This window comes from Acetohalobium arabaticum DSM 5501 (assembly GCF_000144695.1).
In the GTDB taxonomy this organism is placed as follows: Bacteria; Bacillota; Halanaerobiia; order Halobacteroidales; family Acetohalobiaceae; genus Acetohalobium; species Acetohalobium arabaticum.
Genome location: NC_014378.1, coordinates 625885 through 643363 on the forward strand (window position 1 = coordinate 625885; position 17479 = coordinate 643363).

Here is a 17479-nt window from a genome sequence, read left to right on the forward strand (position 1 = left end):
AATTATTCTTGAGAGATGGTATAGATTATTATATCATATTATAGTAGCGATACTAATAGTTATAGGGGTTGAAATTGATGTTAGATGATTTAATAGAAGATAACATTGATCGATTGGGGATTATGGGAGGGACCTTTGATCCGATTCATAACGGTCATTTAGTTACTGCTGAGGCAGCTGCTTATCAATATGAACTTGATAAAGTTGTTTTTGTGCCTTCAGCTAATCCTCCGCATAAGACTGAACAGAAGATTACTGATGCTGAAGACCGGTATATTATGACAATCTTGGCTACTATGAATAATTCTAAATTTGGTGTTTCCCGGCTTGAAATAGACCGTGGAGGTCTGTCCTATACTATAGATACAGTTCAAACCTTTAAAGAAATGCTGGATAACGTAGATTTATACTTTATTACTGGAGCTGATGCTATTTTAGAGATATTTACCTGGAAGAAGGCTGAACAGCTACTACAGGAGTGTAAATTTATTGCTGCTACTAGACCGGGTTATTCTTTATCCAAACTGGAGGAAGGGATTTATGAAGAATATAAGGAAAAGATATTCCAATTAAAGATTCCGGGATTGGCTATTTCTTCTACAGATATTCGGAATAGAGTCAAGATAGGAAGGCCGATTAAGTATCAATTACCCAATACAGTAGAAGCTTATATCAAAAAGCGAAAGCTTTATAAAGAAGAGTAAGAGGTGGTTTGATGACAGAAAGAGAGAAGATTCGGTTATTGCAAGAAATGATTTCTCAAAAGAGATTAAAGCACTCTTTAGCAGTAAGAGATGTAGCTGTAGATTTAGCTAAAGAATACGGAGCTGATATTAAGAAGGCTAGAACTGCCGGCCTATTACATGATTCTGCTAAGGGGATATCCAATGATAACCTGTTGCAAATGGCTCAAGAGTTTGGTATAGTAGTAGATGATGTAATAAGTACAGTGCCCAGTTTGTTACATGGACCAATAGGAGCAAAGTTAGTTCAAAAAGAATTCGGTATTGAAGATAAAGAGATATTAAATGCAATTAAGATCCATACTTTGGGTGCTGAAGAAATGACAATATTAGAGAAGATTATCTTTATTGCTGATTATATAGAACCTAACCGTACCTGTGCAGGCTTGGATGAGTTAAGAAAAAAGGCCCGGGTTAATTTAGACTCAGCCATTAGAATAGCCTGTGATCGAACTTTAAAGTATCATATAAGGAATGAAGACTTGATTCATCCCCAGACGCTAGCTACCCGAAATGCTTTCCTTAGAAAGGATGGATAGAGGTGGCAAAATATAATAAATATGAGCGGCACCGGCTGAAAAAGAAACAGGAGAAAGAAAAGAAACGGTCTAAAAAACGATTTATCTATAAGCTCATTGCTTTACTGGTATTATTGATTATTATTGCTAGCGCTGGTGTCTTTATGAAGGGTTGGCAGCTGGATAATGATGATAATGATCTACAGTCGGCTGTAGATACTGAACGAGAACAGATAAACTGTCTTATATTAGGATCTGATGCTTTAGATGATGGGACAACCAGAACTGATGTTGTAATTCTTGCCAGTTTTGATTTAAAAAGCAGAAAATTAGGTCTTTTTTCTCTGCCGCGGGATACCAGAGTGGAGATTCCGGGAAGGGATGGATACCATAAATTAAATGCTGCTTATGCCTATGGAGGTCCTAAGTTAGTTACTAAAACAGTAGAGGACTTATTAAAAGTACCAATTGATCACTATATAAGTACTGACTTTAATGGTTTTCGGGAAATAATCGATACCTTAGATGGGGTTAAAGTTAATGTAGAAAAGCATTTAAAATATATTGATCAGGCTGGTGGCTTATATATCGATATTCCGGCTGGTAGACAGACTTTATCTGGCCAGAAGGCCTTAGAGTATATTAGATTTAGGCATGATAAGTTAGGGGATATCGGTCGAATAGAAAGACAGCATAAATTTTTAGAAGCACTGCTGGAAAGGGTTTATAACCCTAAAGTTTTATTAAAAACTCCTAAATTATTAAGCCATATTAGGAATAATGTAGAAACAGATTTACCCTGGTTGGAGAGTCTGCAGGCAGCTCCGGAGTTAATTAAACTGATTACAGATTTGGATCAGAATAAGGTAGGGATGGCAACATTGCCAGGGGAACCTGAATATATTGATGGAATTAGCTATTGGATCCCTGATCAACTGTTAGTAGATAGAGTAGTAGATAGTCTAATTAATACTAAAGAGTATATACCCAACTCTAAACTGAATATATCGATTTTAAATGGTAATGGTAAGCAGGGGGCTGCTTACCAATTAGAGACTTTATTATCCAGTTCTGGGTATAATATAGTCCAGACGGCTAATGCCGATACCTTTAATTATGTTCAAACCTGTATTTATTTTAACCCTAACGTTTCGGATAAGGCTCAGGAATTAGCCGGTTATCTGAAAGGGCGTTTAATTGAGTGGGAAGATGTAGATACTAAAAAAGAAGTCGATATTAAGATTATCTTAGGAGAAAATTCAAATATCAGTTGAGCTAATTTGTTATTTTTAAAGGATTTTCTTCTTTAATAACGAATATTTTATATGAAGAATGGGAAATTTTATTAAATATAGAGATGGAGTATAGGAGGCTAAATTAGTAGTGATGGGAACTGAAGAATTAGCTGAATTGATTGCTGAAACAGCGGATGATAAGAAAGCCTTGGATATTACTATTTTAAATCTGCAGGGAATTTCCATTATAGCCGATTACTTTGTAATCTGTAGTGGAAAGACTGATATTCAGGTACAGGCTATAGCTCGAGGGATTGAAGACAAGCTATCCGATAATCCTGAGGTTGAATTACAAAGAAAGGAAGGTATGGATGATGCTAAGTGGGTATTGTTGGATTATGCTGATATAATTGTCCATATTTTTCACCGGCAAGAGCGTGAGTTTTATGAGTTAGAACGGCTGTGGGGCGATGCTGAAAGGGTAGACTGGCAATAAATTAAAAAAATCACTTGACAAATTAAATTATATAAATTATAATACTAATCGAGCTAAAATTGAACAAGTGATTTGTGGGGATATAGCTCAGTGGGAGAGCGCTTGTCTGGCAGACAAGAGGTCGAGGGTTCAAGTCCCTCTATCTCCACCAGAAATAATTTTTCATTTATAAATAAATGTTGCCCTGAAATTCCTCGTCCTAGCACTGGAGAGCAGTTGTTAGTGATGAGGATTTTTAATATTTAGAGGATTTACTAATTAAGAGAAGAAGTTAAGAGGAGGAAAACAGATGGGAGATAGTTATGATTTCACGAATATCGAAGAAAAATGGCAGCAATATTGGGAAGAGGAGCAATTATTTGAGACTGAATTAGATCCGGACAAGCCGAAGCATTATACACTGGAGATGTTTCCTTATCCATCTGGTAATCTACATATGGGACATGTTAGGGTTTATTCTATTGGAGACGTAATTGCCAGATTTAAACGGATGCAGGGCTATAATGTATTACATCCGATGGGCTGGGATTCCTTCGGACTACCTGCAGAGAATGCAGCTATCGAACGGGATATTCATCCTAACAGTTGGACTTGGGATAATATTGCTAATATGAAGAAGCAGTTAAAGAGTTTAGGGCTCAGTTATGATTGGAACCGTGAGGTAGCTACCTGTCATCCTGATTATTATAAATGGACGCAGTGGTTATTTTTACAGCTGTATAAGGAAGACTTAGCTTATAAACAGGAGTCTGCTGTTAACTGGTGTCCAGGCTGTGAAACTGTATTAGCCAATGAACAGGTAGTTAATGGAGGTTGTGAACGGTGTGATACAGAAGTAGAGGAGAAGAATTTAGCTCAGTGGTTTTTTAAAATTACTGAGTATGCTGATGAATTACTGGAGGACCATGAGTTACTGGATGACTGGCCTGATAGAGTTAAGACAATGCAGCAGAACTGGATTGGACGTAGTGAAGGTGTAGAGATTAAGTTTCCTATAGATGGACTGGATGAAGAGTTAGAGGTCTTTACAACTCGTCCGGATACAGTTTATGGAGCTACTTATATGGTATTAGCACCTGAACATCCCTTAGTAGAAGAATTAACTAGCGGAACTGAGCAGGAAGAAGAGGTTATGGACTTTGTATCAGAGATGAAGGAAAAGGATGATGAAGAGAGGACTTCTCAAGAATCTGAGAAGAGAGGAGTCTTTACTGGCGGTTATGCTGTAAATCCAATGACCGAGGAAAGGATTCCTATTTTAGTTGCTAATTATGTCTTAATGAGTTATGGAACGGGAGCTATTATGGCAGTGCCGGCCCATGATCAGCGAGACTTTGATTTTGCCAAAAAGTATGACCTGGATATTAGAGTAGTTGTGCAGCCAGAAGATGAAGAAATGAGCGGCGATACACTAGAGGAAGCCTATACTGATGATGGTGTGATTGTTAATTCCGGAATGTTAAATGGTCTCGATACTGATGAAGCCTTTGATAAGATAGCAGATTATATGGAAGAGAATAATATTGGTAATAAAGAGATTAATTATCGGCTGCGAGACTGGCTAGTCTCCCGGCAGAGATATTGGGGTACACCGATTCCAATCATTTATTGTGATGAATGTGGAGCTGTTCCAGTACCAGAAGAAGAGCTGCCGGTTGAACTGCCGACGGATGTAGAGATTACAGGACATGGCCAGTCGCCGTTAGCTCAGGTAGATGAGTTTGTGAATACTACCTGCCCCGAGTGTGGTAAGGCGGCCCAAAGAGAGACAGATACTATGGATACCTTTGTTGATTCCTCCTGGTACTTTTTAAGATATACTGATTCGGGAAATGAAGAAGAAATTTTTGATTCCAAGAAGGCAAATTACTGGATGAATGTTGACCAGTATGTCGGCGGTATTGAACATGCTATTTTACATCTTTTATATGCGCGGTTCTTTATGAAGTTTATTAGCGACTTGGGTATAGCTGATGCTAAAGAGCCTTTTGAGCGGCTTTTGGCCCAGGGAATGGTACTTAAAGATGGTGCTAAAATGTCTAAATCTAAAGGCAATGTAGTAGATCCATTGGAGATTATCGATAATTACGGTGCTGATACTGCAAGATTATTTATGCTCTTTGCTGCACCTCCCCAGAAGGATCTGGAATGGGATGATGAAGGTGTTAAGGGTGCATCCAGATTTTTAGATCGAGTCTGGAGGGTTACTGCTGAATATACTGATCAGATTAAGGAGATAGATTTAGATAATCTTCAGATAGATAATCTAGATAAATCAGAAAAAGAGCTTTACCGCAGTGTACATCTAGCTATTAAGGATGTAACTGAGGATTTAGATAATAGAAAGCAGTTCAATACTGCTATTAGTTCGATTATGGAGTTAATAAATAGTCTTTATCAATATCGAGATCAGGCAGCTGAAGAAAATATTGAGTTAATAGCTTTAGCTGTTAAGACAGCTATATTACTCTTATCTCCGTTTGCCCCTCATATAACTGAAGAATTATGGTCTAAATTAGGCCAGTCGGAAAGTGTTCATTGTCAGGAATGGCCTGAATATAAAGAAGAAGCATTAAAGAAGGATGAGATTACGATTGTTGTTCAGATTAATGGTAATGTAAGGGATCGAGTTGAAGTAGCTCCTAATATTGAAGAAGAGGAGTTAAAGGAATTAGTTTTAGCTCAAGATAAGGTTCAAGACTATCTAACAGAAGATAAAGAGTTAGTTAAGACAATTGTAGTACCTAAGAAACTGGTTAACTTAGTGATTCAGTAAAGAGTAGAATATAGAGTTTAAAAGCTCCCTTATTTAATCAATAAGGGAGCTTTTTTTATTTTATGCAGGAAATTTATGCTAATTGATTAAAAATAGAAAAAAGGGAGGGATATGAATGCTTAGGTTTACTAAACGGGAAGAAATGATTTTATTGGTAATTATAATTACCTTAGTAATCGGCAGCGGAATAATAGCAGTCAATTATTTTACAGATAAGAAATCAGAAAAGGCGTTTGTAGCAGATAATACCGCAAAGAAATCTGTAGAATCAAAAGAAGAGAAATTAGAACAGAAGCAGCAGTCGGAGGATAAAGAATTGGATGAAATTTTAGTTCAAGTTGGAGGTGAGATCAATCAGCCTGGGGTTTATAAATTAAGGGAGGGAAGTAGGATCTTTCAATTATTAGATAAGGCAGGTGGCATAACTTCAAAGGCCGATTTAGACCAGATGAATTTAGTTAAAGAATTAAAGGACGGGGAGAAGATAATTGTTCCTAAAGAGGTTACAACAGAGAAAAAGACAGCAATTCAAGGAGATAACCAAAAGAAAACTGAACAAGATAAAATTAATTTAAATACTGCAACTAAGAATGAATTACAGCAGTTATATCGAATTGGGCCTGCTTTATCTGATAGAATTATTGAGTATCGCAATCAACACGGCGGTTTCAATAAGATATCGGAATTAAAGGAAGTATCACGAATTGGTGAAAAGATTTTTCAAGAGAATAAGGAACGATTGACAGTCCGATGAGCTTAGGGAAAGAATTTAAAGCTCCTTTTTTGATTATATTATTTTCACTGGCAGCAGGAATAGGTTTAGGATTTATGCTTGATATTTCATTATTGATTTTGATAATCAGTCAAATAGGTTTAATAATCGGTATAATTATTTGTTGGTATTATGAGTTGGAGTTAAGTAAAGTATTAATTTTGATCTTTATTCTGCTGGCAGGCTTAACTCTAGTTCAGAATTTGGAGTATCAATACCAAAATTCTAAAGTAGTTACCGATTATGCTGGTGAATATATAAAAGTTAAAGGGAGGGTAGTTGAAAAATCTAAAGCCAAGAAGGAAACGAAGTATATTTTAGAGCCGGAAATGGTTATCCAGGAAGGTAAAGAGGATAGATTAAAGCACGGCAAGGTATTATTAAAGCTTAAAGATGAAGGATATAATTATGGTGATGTCTTAGAAGTTACTGGCCGACTACGGCTGCCGATGACCAATCGGAATCCAGGAGGATTTTCTTATCGTGATTATCTAAAGCAGCAGGGAGTCTACAGTCTATTATCGGATAGGAAAGTAGATAGGATTAGATTAATCGGTAATAAAGGAAATCCATTAATAAAATTAAGTTTACAGTTTAAGTCGCATGCTGGTAAGATACTGGATAAAACAGTAGATGAGCCTTATAATCTTTTATTAAGAGGATTATTATTGGGAGAAAAAGAATTACTTCCGAATGAAATTATGAATAAATTTGAACAGGTAGGGCTAAATCATTTGTTGGTAATTTCTGGATTTCATATTGGACTGTTAGTTTTGATTCTAAATAGTATCTGCCGCGGTTTGAAGCTGCCGGTTAAGTTGGCTGATTTGATGGCGATATTCTTAATTATAGGCTATATAATTATTACTTATGGACAGGCTTCAGTAGTTAGAGCAGGAACAGTAGTGATTCTTTATATCATAGGAAGATGGTTTAATCGTAAAGTAAATATCTATAATATTTTATCACTGGTTGCTGTGATTATATTAATTTATAATCCGTATTATCTGTTACGGCCTAGTTTTCAGCTGTCTTTTATGGTTGTGTATAGTATTATTTATTTAACTCCTGTACTGCAGAGGCGTCTGTTCTTCTTACCTAGCTTTGTAGCAAGAGTGTTAGCAGCTTCAATAGCAGCTCAGCTGGGTGCCTTTCCAATTCTGGTTTATCACTTTAATCGGATATCTTTTGGGCCGATAATAGGAAATATCTTAGTAATGCCGGTAGTAAGTCTGATTATTTTCTTGGGGTTTATCTCCTTATTAGTTGGAAATCTACATTTGATCTTTGCCCAGTTACTGAATAATATTAGTTATTTATTATCTACTTTTTTGTTAGAGTTAGTTGGTTACTTAATGAAGTTTGATTTTCTAACATTTAAGCTGCCTAGGCCTAATCTTTTAGTAATTGGTATCTATTATTTTTTATTTTTTCAATCCCGGGATCTCTTAGCTGAAGAAATTATTCCTAATTTTCAGCGGAAAAGAGAGAAGATTATCCTTGGTTTATTAATTATTCTACTCTGTATTTTAGTGTCAGAGTTCAGTTATATTCTTGATGATGGATTAGAAGCAGTATTTTTAGATGTTGGTCAGGGAAGTGCTTCTCTATTATCCTTACCGTCAGGGAAGAAAGTCTTGATTGATGGTGGGCCTGATAAGGATTTAGTAGCTGATTTTTTATACCAGAATGGGGTCTCTCAGTTGGAATTAATTATTCTTTCACATTTTCATAGTGATCATTACAAAGGGTTATTTAGAGTAATCAAGGAGTTTGAGGTGGATAGAGTATTGGTTCCAGAACCAGCAGTACAGAATGAAATAGTTAGTAGCTTCTTTCAGATGCTAAAGAAAAAAGGGATTGATTATAGAGAGATAAAAGGGGGAGGAAAGTATGATTTAGGAAAGGTGAAATTTAATTTTTATCATTATCCAGGTAGTATATCTGATCCTAATAATAATTCTTTGATTACAAGATTAAGTTATAATGATTTCCAGATATTATTTACTGGTGATGCAGAAAAGAAAGTAGAGGAGTATCTATTACAAAAGAAGGTTCCTGTGGATAGCGAAGTCTTAAAAGTAGGTCACCACGGTAGTGATTCCTCCAGTAAATTAGACTTTTTACAGCAGGTTAAGCCTAAGCTATCTGTAATTTCAGTGGGCAGATGGAATAGATATAATCTACCTGATGCAGGTGTGATTAATAGATTAGAAAGTATAGAAGCAGAAGTATTTGAAACAAAAGAAGAGGGAGCAGTTATTATCGAAAGTGATGGTGAAAAATATTGGCTACAACAGAGGTAAAGAAGGAATAATTAGTCTGTAGATCAAAATATATGAAGTAGGTGTAAAGGTGGGAGGAGATAGAATGAAACTAATAAATTTAATGGAGGATTTTTTACAGTGGATTGAAGTAGAAAAGGGTTATGCTGATTCTACTATTAAAGCCTATGAATATGATATTCTTCTCTTTTTAAGATGGTATGATGGCGGTGAAATAATACAGGGAGAGAATAAAGAAGATTTAAAGATTAAATTAAAAAGGATTGAATTGGAAAATGTAACCTTGGAAGAATTAAGAAAGTTTGTAGTGTATTTAGCCCAAGAATTGGATTATTCTAATACAACACGCTGCCGTAAGATAGCGTCTCTTAAGTCTTTCTGGAATTATTTATGTAAAGTTAGAAAGTTAACTGATAATATAGCATCTGACCTTTCACTGCCTAAAAAGGAACCGACAACAGAAATTTATTTAAAACAGAAAGAGATTAATCAACTATTTGTAGCTATTGATGAGATATCAAGGAATATTATTAGAGATAAATCTATTCTAGCTGTATTATTATATACCGGAATCCGGGTTAGTGAATGTATTAATCTGAATCTATCTGATATTGATCTGGAAAGTAGGATTCTCCGGATAGTAAAGGGCAAAGGCGGTAAGTCGCGGATGATAGGGATTAATAAGGAATTAATGCCGTATATTAAGGACTATCTACAGAAGCGGCAGCAAGTTTTGATAGAGGGAAATCCGTTATTTTTAAGCGAAAGAGGGAATCGTTTGAATAAAAGGACTCTGCAGTATCACTTCAAACGTTGGGTTGAAGAAGCAGGGCTGCCAGATGAAGTGACAGTTCATAAGTGTAGACATACTTTCTTAAGCCATCTATGCCAGAATGGAGCCTCGCTGGCAGAAATCAAACAGATCTCTGGCCATAAGAATCTTGCTAGTCTGCAGAGGTACTTACATAATGACCAAAAACGTCTTAATAAGATTGTAAATAAGGTCTCCTATAAATAGGAAACCTAGTCTTTAGGAAAGTAACATATAAATTCAGTTCCATAATCCGGTTTACTTTCTATTTCCAATCTCCCGCCGGCTTCTTTTACGAGTTCTTTAACAATATGCAGCCCATAACCTCGTTTGGCTCCTTTCGATGAAAAGCCGGCCTCAAGTATTTCTCCTACCAGTTTATCTTCGATTATCGGACCTGTATTGAAGACATTTAAGATGTATTCCTCACTTCCATTTCTTCCTTTAATTTCAATTCTACATTCTTCATTGAAGTCTTTAGTAGCATCTATTGCATTATCAACTAAATTGGATACTATGCGAAATATTTTATTAAGGGGTAGTTTTATATTTTCAATACCTTCATCAATTTGATAATTAAATTTAAGGCTTTCATTAGCTGCTTTTTCTTTTTTAGGAACTAGGATTGAGTCTAAAATGGTATTAGTAACTTCGGTTTGCTCATACTTGAGATTAGCCAGGTCTTTGCTTAAGGATTTAATATACTTCTGGGCTTTTTTATTCTTACCGAGCTGTACCATACCGTAAAGTGTCTGGAGATGATTGGCAAAGTCATGCTTCTGGCTTCTTAAGCTTTCGATTAATTTTTCTTTTTCTTCTAATTTAACTTTTTGTAGTTTGAATTTCATTTCATGGTTGATCAGTTTAATTGCTTCTTTAATCATAATAATTGATAGAAATGATAAGCAGATACTGATAAATAGAATGATATTTAATAATACGGATGGTAATTTAAAAGAAGTAATATGGCTTTTAATATTAAATATTAATAATAGGAATGACTGAGTTAATAGAATGATTATTATATATTTTATTCTTAAATTACTTTTCCATTTCATTGTTTATCACCAGTAGAATTATAGATTTTATGTAGAGATTCAAGATCAAAGAAGCTAAAGTCATAAAAATAAATCATAAATCCAGTAATTAATAATGGAAGTTTGGTTAAATAGAAGGCAATCCAATTTAAAATCAATTTATTATTGATAAGCTCTTGAATGTTAGTATTAAAATATTGAAAAATTAATGGAAAAACTAATGTTTCACCCAATAATAGGAGAATGTATCCTAATAGAGAAGCAATTATTGCCGAACTCCAGGTAATTTCAATAAATTTTTTGAATGATAAGGTTAAAATAAAATATAAAATTATTATATGAATACCATATAACTTAAGTATATTTCTCAATATAACCAAACTACAAATACAGCTAAGTGAAATCTTAATATGTTTTTTGATTGGAATTTTAATATTAATTAATCCTAAACCTACATAATTCATTAATAAACTTTCGGGTAGAACAAAAAATAAAATTTGACTGATTGATAGTTCCATTTTTAACCTCCTGTTCAGATAAAAAGACATCATTTTAAGGAGATTTGAGATAAAAGTAATAATTAATTAGCATTAGTAAAATTAAAAATATCATTTAAGTATTCAGAATTTAAAAGATGGAAATCAAAAATATCATTTAAGTATTCAGAATTTAAAAGATGGAAATCAAAAAAATAAATCATTAAACTCATGATTAATGATGGAAGTTTAGTTAAATAAAAAATAATTGAAAATAAAATTAAATCATTATTAATAAAAGTTTTAATATTAGTATTAAGATACTGAAAAACTAATGGAAACAGTACCAGTTCACTTAATAATAGAATAATAAATCCTAATAGAGAAGCTATTATTGCTAAATTCCAGCTAATTTCAATAAAAATTCTAAATAATAAAGTTAAAGATAAGAATAAAAATATTATGTGAAGGCCATATAAATTAAGAATGTCTCTTAATAATATTAAACAGCAAGTATAAATAATTGTAATTTTTATATGCTGTTGAAGTTTGATTTTAATATTAATTAATCCTAAGCTTACATAAATTAGCAGGAAACTTTCAGGAACAATATGTAATAAGATTTGAATAGTAGATAAGTTCATTTGTACCTCCTTAGTTAGGGGGGAGAATGTAAAAAATGGTATGAAGCTATGTTACATTACTTAGAAATATTTTTTTATGTTTTTATATGTAAGTAGATTTAAATATTGAATCTATTATATTTTTCCTCCCACTTATAAATTATTATATATTTTTATCTGAATTCCTCCTTTTTTTAGAATGAAATACCAAAAATAATAAATTAGTTTTAAAAATTGACCCTTATTTTCGTGAAAAAATATTTTCATGTAAAGTTTTTTGTTTAAAGAAAGGAGGATAAAATGAGTGATAAAAAGGGAATTGAATTATTAAGTGAAAAATTAGTTCTTGGTTTATTTAAAGATTTATCTATGGAAGAAAAGGAAGTCTTAAGCTATGGAGCAACAATTCTATTATCAACTTTAGGTACTTATTTATTGTTAATATTTGTTTCTTCACTATTTAATGTTACAGTTTTAGCTTTAACAGCAGTAGCTACTTCTTCACTGTTAAGAATCTTTTCAGGTGGAGTTCATGCCTCTAGATTTAGAAATTGTGCTCTATCTGGAACTATTGTCTTTACTACATTGGGATTGATTGTGAGTAACTTTGGAAGCCAAATCAAAAATATAAATATATTAGTGTGTCTTCTTTTAATAACAGGTTCATTGATTATCTATCTTTATGCACCGGCAGAGATTAAAGAAAAGCCGATTACTAGTCAAGAAAAACGGGCAAGATTTAAGATTTATTCTTTCATTGTTTTAAGTAGTTTATTATTGATCTATTATATTATCAATTTAAGAACAGACTATAATTATTTTGTGCTGGCAGGATTGTTAGGTATTTCATGGCAGCTATTTACACTAACACCTATAGCTTATAAACTACTTGGTAGAAATGATAATATTTGAAAGATAAATGATTTTTAAATGGAGTTCTAATTATTTATGAAAAGGAGGTGAGAAAATGAAGGAAGCAATTGCTAAGTTATTAAAAAAGGCAACAAAGGCTAATGTAGCATCAGTAAGTGGTATTGCTTATTACCAACCAGAAGTACCACAGGCTGTAAAGAAAGAAGATAAGTAAATTACTTATTAAATAGCTAGGTAGGATTCTTATTCTACCTAGCTATTTTCATTTTAGGAGGGATTTCATGGGAAAAGAGAATGATTTAGATAAAATAGCTCAGACGGTGAATATCTGGTGTAAATCTTTGATACAGAAAGATGAAGCAAATTTAAAGTCTATAGTAAATCCTTATAATTTTAGAGATAAAGAGATAGCCTACAAGAACACTAAATTGATTCATCAAGAGGATATCCAGTATACTCATACTGAATATATTGAACATGTTCGCTTGTTATGGAAGAAACGGAAATATTTGCAGACTAGGACTAGAGATGCTGTTACTTATTTAATGAAAGAGTTTGCTATTTATAATGCTACTTTGCAAGCTAAGATAAAGAATAAGAATGATAATTCTGTTATTGAATATAATGATATGGATGCATCATTTGAATTATTAAAGATTGACAATCAATGGTATCTTTCAGGGCTAACAAATATTATCAGAATCAATAATTAACAGGCAGTGATAGTGTTGAATTTAAGTTGAGTTTTGATAAATTGCAGATGGAATTACAACTATATTGATATATTGTGTCACTTTCCATTTACAGCTAATATGATTTTATTCATGACATTGCAGATTATAGTCAACAAATCTCTTACGCTTGCCGTTCGTTCGACATCCTGTCTCACTCACTCTCAAAAAAGAACTTTCCGCCATAGCCAGCATACAAACCAATGGCTGGCTATGGGAGTAACCTTTAGAGCTAAATATGGTAGTATTGAGCAAATCTAAAGGACTAAGAACAAAAAGAAATTATTCTACAACCTCCATGGCTCCAAGTTCTTTTTAAGAGTCGCTCCAGAGAAATGTTGACTATGACCCTCCCCCAATTTGTTAGACACCCAGTTAAGCGATATAATAGAAGTAACGGAGGTGCTACAATTGGGAGAAAAACGAAGAACATATACAGAAGAATTCAAAAAAGATGCTGTTGAACTATCAAATAGATCAGATAAAACAGTTAAAAATGTATCTGAAAATCTTGACATACCTTATGGTACTTTAATTAGATGGCGTAGAGAGTACAAAGATAAAGGTGATCTTGCTTTTCCAGGCCATGGCAAACAGAAACTAACTCCTGAACAAAAAGAAATTCAAAGACTAAAAAAGAATTAAAAGATGCTAAAACAGAGCGTGATATTTTAAAAAGGCCGTAAGCATCTTCTCGAACGAAGCGAAGTAATTTACGGTTTTATCAGGGACCACAGTGATCAATTTACTGTGGTGAAGATGTGTCAGGTTTTAGAGGTGTCCCGCTCTGGATATTATAAATGGTTAAATAGAAAACCATCTCAAAGAGAAAAATAAATAAAAAATTAAAACTTAAAATAGCTGAAATTTACTGGCAGCATAATGGAACATATGGTAGCCCTAGAATTCATAGAGTGCTGCGAAAAGAGGGTTATACAGTGAACATTAAAAGAGTTGCTAGGTTAATGCGGATAATGGGTTTAAAAGCAATTCAAAAAAGAAAGTTTAAAAGAACTACCAATTCAAATCATGACTTACCTTTAAAAGAAAATCTCCTAAAAAGGGATTTTGATATAGATAAACCAGATAAAGTCTGGGTCTCTGATATTACTTATATATCAACTAAAAAGGGTTGGCTTTACCTGGCAGTTGTAATTGATCTCTATTCAAGAAAAGTAGTTGGCTATTCTATGAGTAAAAGAATAAATACAGATTTAATAATGTCAGCAACTAAGATGGCTATAAGTCGCCGCAACCCTGAAGCAGGACTTATATTCCACTCTGATAGAGGTAGCCAGTATGCAAGCCACAAAGTACAGAATTTATTTAAACAGCATAGTATTAGATCCTCAATGAGTCGTAAAGGTGACTGTTGGGATAATGCAGTTGCTGAAAGTTTCTTTGGTACTTTGAAGATTGAGTTAGTTTATCATAAAAAGTATTTAACCAGAAATCAAGCTAGGTTAGATATATTTGAATATATTGCTAGTTACTATAATAAAGTTAGGCTACATTCATATTTAGATTACATGAGTCCGAAAGACTACGAGAAAGAGAGAAAAATGGCTTAATATAGTGTCTAATTTAATGGGGGAACCTCAACTATTTGTAATAGATATATCGCTATGGTTATCACCAATGAAAGTTGCTGTAAGCACATATTGACTATTTGCGGTATTACAGAACAGAAATTTCATTGATCTGGTTTTAAACGCTTCCTCCGATAATTTTGCACAATTAGTTGATATCTTGCAACAAGCGACTTTAAAGCAGCCCCGTAAGAGAGAATAGTTAACATATAAAGCGTAATCTTTAAATAGTAGCTCTAGGGTTAATTTATTGCTAATTGATTAGGGCTGATTTTCGGAGCGTTTGCAAGATATCAACTCTAAACTGCAACAATATATCAATATAGTTCAAATAAAAAAGCTGCTTTTTCTACTAAGAGAAAAAGCAGCTTAATTACTTACTATTCAGTTAAAGCAGGATGAATCCAGAAATCATCAACTTTATTAGGAACTTCTTTTCTTGTAACTTCATCCCAATTAATAGATTCAAAAGTATCGCGGCTCATTTCGATAGTACATGCTTTGCCGCCTTGTTCGCCATCCTTCTTATCTACTAAGTAGAGATACCATACAAGAGTAAATTTATCAATATCTTGACGGTCAGTAAACACTTTGGAGAACAGTTTATTACTGGCGGCAAATAATTTTTCTTGGATTACATCTACAGTATAACTTTCATTACCATCAGCAGCCAAATTTAATACTAATTCTTCATCAGAATAATCATATTTTAACAGAATTTCATTTCCTTGTGATGTAGCATCACCTAAGGTAGAGGAAACAAGATGCTGGACGTACTCATCGATACTTAATTCAGCTGGATCAAACTCTTCTTTCTCTTCTTCGTTAGTTTTCTTCTTTTCAGCTGTATCTTCTGGTTCAGTTTGATCTTCAGTTTCATCTGGAGCTTGAGCTTCTTCTTCAAGCTCTGGTTCAGTCTGAGTCTGATTTATATCTTCGGATTCTGGTTCAGATTGATCTGTATCTGACCCAGTTTCTTTGGAGATATCTGCCTGTGACTGCTCAGTAGTATCTGCAGCCTGATCAGACGAAGGGGTACAGCCGACAAAAACAGAAAGACACAATATTGCTACTAGACTTAATACAAATATTTTTTTCATTTTAGTCACTCCTTTAAAATTAATTTTTGGTTATTTAATTACTAGGATAAATTTATTTAAATTTTTGGGAACTGCTTTTTTGGTAGTATCTTTTATAAGTAATAATAGGAAAATAGATAAACTGTAATTATAGTGTGATTTAGAATATCACCTCCGGTAAAATTATTTATTTTTATGTAGAAAAGGGATATTTTATTTTAGTAAGAATACAACATTATGATCACATTATATTATTTTTACATCAAAAAGTAAAGATAAATAGTATTTAATTTTATTTAAATCGGTACTTGAAAATAAATAACAGTCATGGAAGTAAAAATAAAAAAGCTTGATAGTAATCTTAATTCCCATACGGCTGCTAGCTATTGGCTTTGAATTCAAAGCCAATAGCTAGCTTATGAATAGGCGAAATTATGTATAAGGAGGGGGAGTGAGCGGATATAGTGACTATATCCGCTCACTGTTTTAATGTTATTGTTGAGGTTGGTAGTTGCCAGCTTTGTTGGCTAAATTATAATCCTGTTCTTGATCATTAGTCTGAGCAGAAATGTTAGCTCCGTTGGCTAATTGGTTTTCCATTTCTTCGATCATCTTTTTAACCATCTGTCCACCAACGGCTCCACATTCACGAGAAGTCATGTTACCCCAATAACCGGATTTATATTCATCAGAGACATTGAGTTCTTGGGCAGCTTCCTGCTTGAACTTATCCATAGCCTCCATGGCCATTGGGTTAACTAATTGATTACCGTTATTTCGAACACTCATTATTTTCACCTCCTTTATCTTCATTACTAGTATTTTAGTAATGAGATTCTTTGTATACTAGAATTAATTAGTAACTTAGTTAATACCGGAAAATTATAATCTATTGTTGAGGCTGGTAGTTGCCAGCTTTGTTGGCTAAATTATAATCCTGTTCTTGATCATTAGTCTGAGCAGAAATGTTAGTTCCGTTGGCTAATTGATTTTCCATTTCTTCGATCATCTTTTTAACCATCTGTCCACCAACGGCTCCACATTCACGAGAAGTCATGTTACCCCAATAACCGGATTTATATTCATCAGAGACATTGAGTTCTTGGGCAGCTTCCTGCTTGAACTTATCCATAGCCTCCATGGCCATTGGATTAACTAATTGATTACCGTTATTTCGAACACTCATTATTTTCACCTCCTTTATCTTCATTTATCTTCATTACTAGTATTGATTAGATGTTTTAGTGTTATACTAGTATTTATCGCCAGTTCACTAACTCAATTCTAAATTAAGCAGAGAATGGTATAACGACTTTATCAGATTTTTCGGAGGTGCTCTAACAATTTTTAGTATTAATAGTATTTAGTAAATCGGCAGATTAATATGTTAGTAATTACAGGCAGATAATAAAGTAAAAGAAAGGGATTCAAAATT

General features: G+C 33.5%; 17 protein-coding genes, 1 tRNA gene and 1 pseudogene. 13 read left to right on the plus strand and 6 right to left on the minus strand.

What is annotated here, in order from left to right; translation table 11 throughout:
* The first annotated feature begins 77 nt into the window (after positions 1–77).
* From nadD to acear_RS03150, 9 genes are all read left to right on the plus strand, one after another.
* Positions 78–704, plus strand: coding sequence for a nicotinate-nucleotide adenylyltransferase (gene nadD / locus acear_RS03110; protein ID WP_013277566.1), 627 nt, complete (start codon positions 78–80; stop codon positions 702–704).
* Between the two features lie 11 nt (positions 705–715).
* A complete protein-coding gene (gene yqeK, locus acear_RS03115) occupies positions 716–1282 on the plus strand; it encodes a bis(5'-nucleosyl)-tetraphosphatase (symmetrical) YqeK (RefSeq protein ID WP_013277567.1) in 567 nt (188 codons plus the stop codon).
* Positions 1283–1284: 2 nt separating this feature from the next.
* Complete coding sequence (locus acear_RS03120; RefSeq protein WP_013277568.1) at positions 1285–2535, plus strand: LCP family protein; 1251 nt, start codon at positions 1285–1287, stop codon at positions 2533–2535.
* Between the two features lie 112 nt (positions 2536–2647).
* On the plus strand, positions 2648–2992 hold the full coding sequence (gene rsfS / locus acear_RS03125) for a ribosome silencing factor (RefSeq protein ID WP_041667477.1): 345 nt from the start codon (positions 2648–2650) through the stop codon (positions 2990–2992).
* A 76-nt stretch (positions 2993–3068) separates the two neighbouring features.
* Positions 3069–3143 (plus strand) — tRNA-Ala (locus tag acear_RS03130).
* A 138-nt stretch (positions 3144–3281) separates the two neighbouring features.
* Complete coding sequence (gene leuS / locus acear_RS03135; protein ID WP_013277570.1) at positions 3282–5768, plus strand: leucine--tRNA ligase; 2487 nt, start codon at positions 3282–3284, stop codon at positions 5766–5768.
* Positions 5769–5883: 115 nt separating this feature from the next.
* Entirely contained in the window at positions 5884–6522 is a 639-nt protein-coding gene (locus acear_RS03140; RefSeq protein WP_013277571.1) for a helix-hairpin-helix domain-containing protein, read from the plus strand.
* Positions 6519–8846 (plus strand): DNA internalization-related competence protein ComEC/Rec2, encoded by a 2328-nt coding sequence (locus acear_RS03145; protein WP_013277572.1) that lies wholly within the window; start codon positions 6519–6521, stop codon positions 8844–8846. Before acear_RS03140 ends, acear_RS03145 begins: the two co-directional genes overlap by 4 nt.
* A 64-nt stretch (positions 8847–8910) precedes the next feature.
* Positions 8911–9843, plus strand: a complete 933-nt coding sequence (locus acear_RS03150) for a tyrosine-type recombinase/integrase (protein ID WP_013277573.1) — start codon at positions 8911–8913, stop codon at positions 9841–9843.
* Between the two features lie 5 nt (positions 9844–9848).
* Here the strand turns inward: acear_RS03150 and acear_RS03155 are convergent, their stop codons facing one another.
* From acear_RS03155 to acear_RS03165, 3 genes are all read right to left on the minus strand, one after another.
* Entirely contained in the window at positions 9849–10694 is an 846-nt protein-coding gene (locus acear_RS03155; RefSeq protein ID WP_013277574.1) for a sensor histidine kinase, read from the minus strand.
* Positions 10691–11191, minus strand: coding sequence for a hypothetical protein (locus acear_RS03160; protein ID WP_013277575.1), 501 nt, complete (start codon positions 11189–11191; stop codon positions 10691–10693). The genes acear_RS03155 and acear_RS03160 overlap by 4 nt, the downstream gene beginning before the upstream one ends.
* A 62-nt stretch (positions 11192–11253) precedes the next feature.
* Entirely contained in the window at positions 11254–11793 is a 540-nt protein-coding gene (locus acear_RS03165) for a hypothetical protein (RefSeq protein ID WP_013277576.1), read from the minus strand.
* Between the two features lie 279 nt (positions 11794–12072).
* Between acear_RS03165 and acear_RS03170 the strand changes: the two genes are divergently transcribed.
* The 4 genes and pseudogenes from acear_RS03170 to acear_RS03185 all read left to right on the plus strand — a co-directional run bounded on the left by acear_RS03170 (position 12073) and on the right by acear_RS03185 (position 14947).
* Entirely contained in the window at positions 12073–12684 is a 612-nt protein-coding gene (locus tag acear_RS03170; protein ID WP_013277577.1) for an accessory gene regulator ArgB-like protein, read from the plus strand.
* 55 nt (positions 12685–12739) lie between these two features.
* Positions 12740–12859, plus strand: coding sequence for a cyclic lactone autoinducer peptide (locus acear_RS12290; protein WP_013277578.1), 120 nt, complete (start codon positions 12740–12742; stop codon positions 12857–12859).
* A gap of 67 nt (positions 12860–12926) precedes the next feature.
* On the plus strand, positions 12927–13358 hold the full coding sequence (locus acear_RS03175; RefSeq protein WP_013277579.1) for a hypothetical protein: 432 nt from the start codon (positions 12927–12929) through the stop codon (positions 13356–13358).
* Between the two features lie 429 nt (positions 13359–13787).
* A pseudogene (locus acear_RS03185) lies at positions 13788–14947 on the plus strand (IS3 family transposase).
* Between the two features lie 398 nt (positions 14948–15345).
* Here acear_RS03185 and acear_RS03190 read toward each other — a convergent pair.
* The 3 genes from acear_RS03190 to acear_RS03200 form a co-directional block, all read right to left on the minus strand.
* A complete protein-coding gene (locus acear_RS03190; protein WP_013277580.1) occupies positions 15346–16065 on the minus strand; it encodes a hypothetical protein in 720 nt (239 codons plus the stop codon).
* Between the two features lie 471 nt (positions 16066–16536).
* A complete protein-coding gene (locus tag acear_RS03195) occupies positions 16537–16833 on the minus strand; it encodes an alpha/beta-type small acid-soluble spore protein (protein WP_013277581.1) in 297 nt (98 codons plus the stop codon).
* A 100-nt stretch (positions 16834–16933) separates the two neighbouring features.
* Complete coding sequence (locus tag acear_RS03200) at positions 16934–17230, minus strand: alpha/beta-type small acid-soluble spore protein (protein ID WP_013277582.1); 297 nt, start codon at positions 17228–17230, stop codon at positions 16934–16936.
* Positions 17231–17479 lie beyond the last annotated feature (249 nt).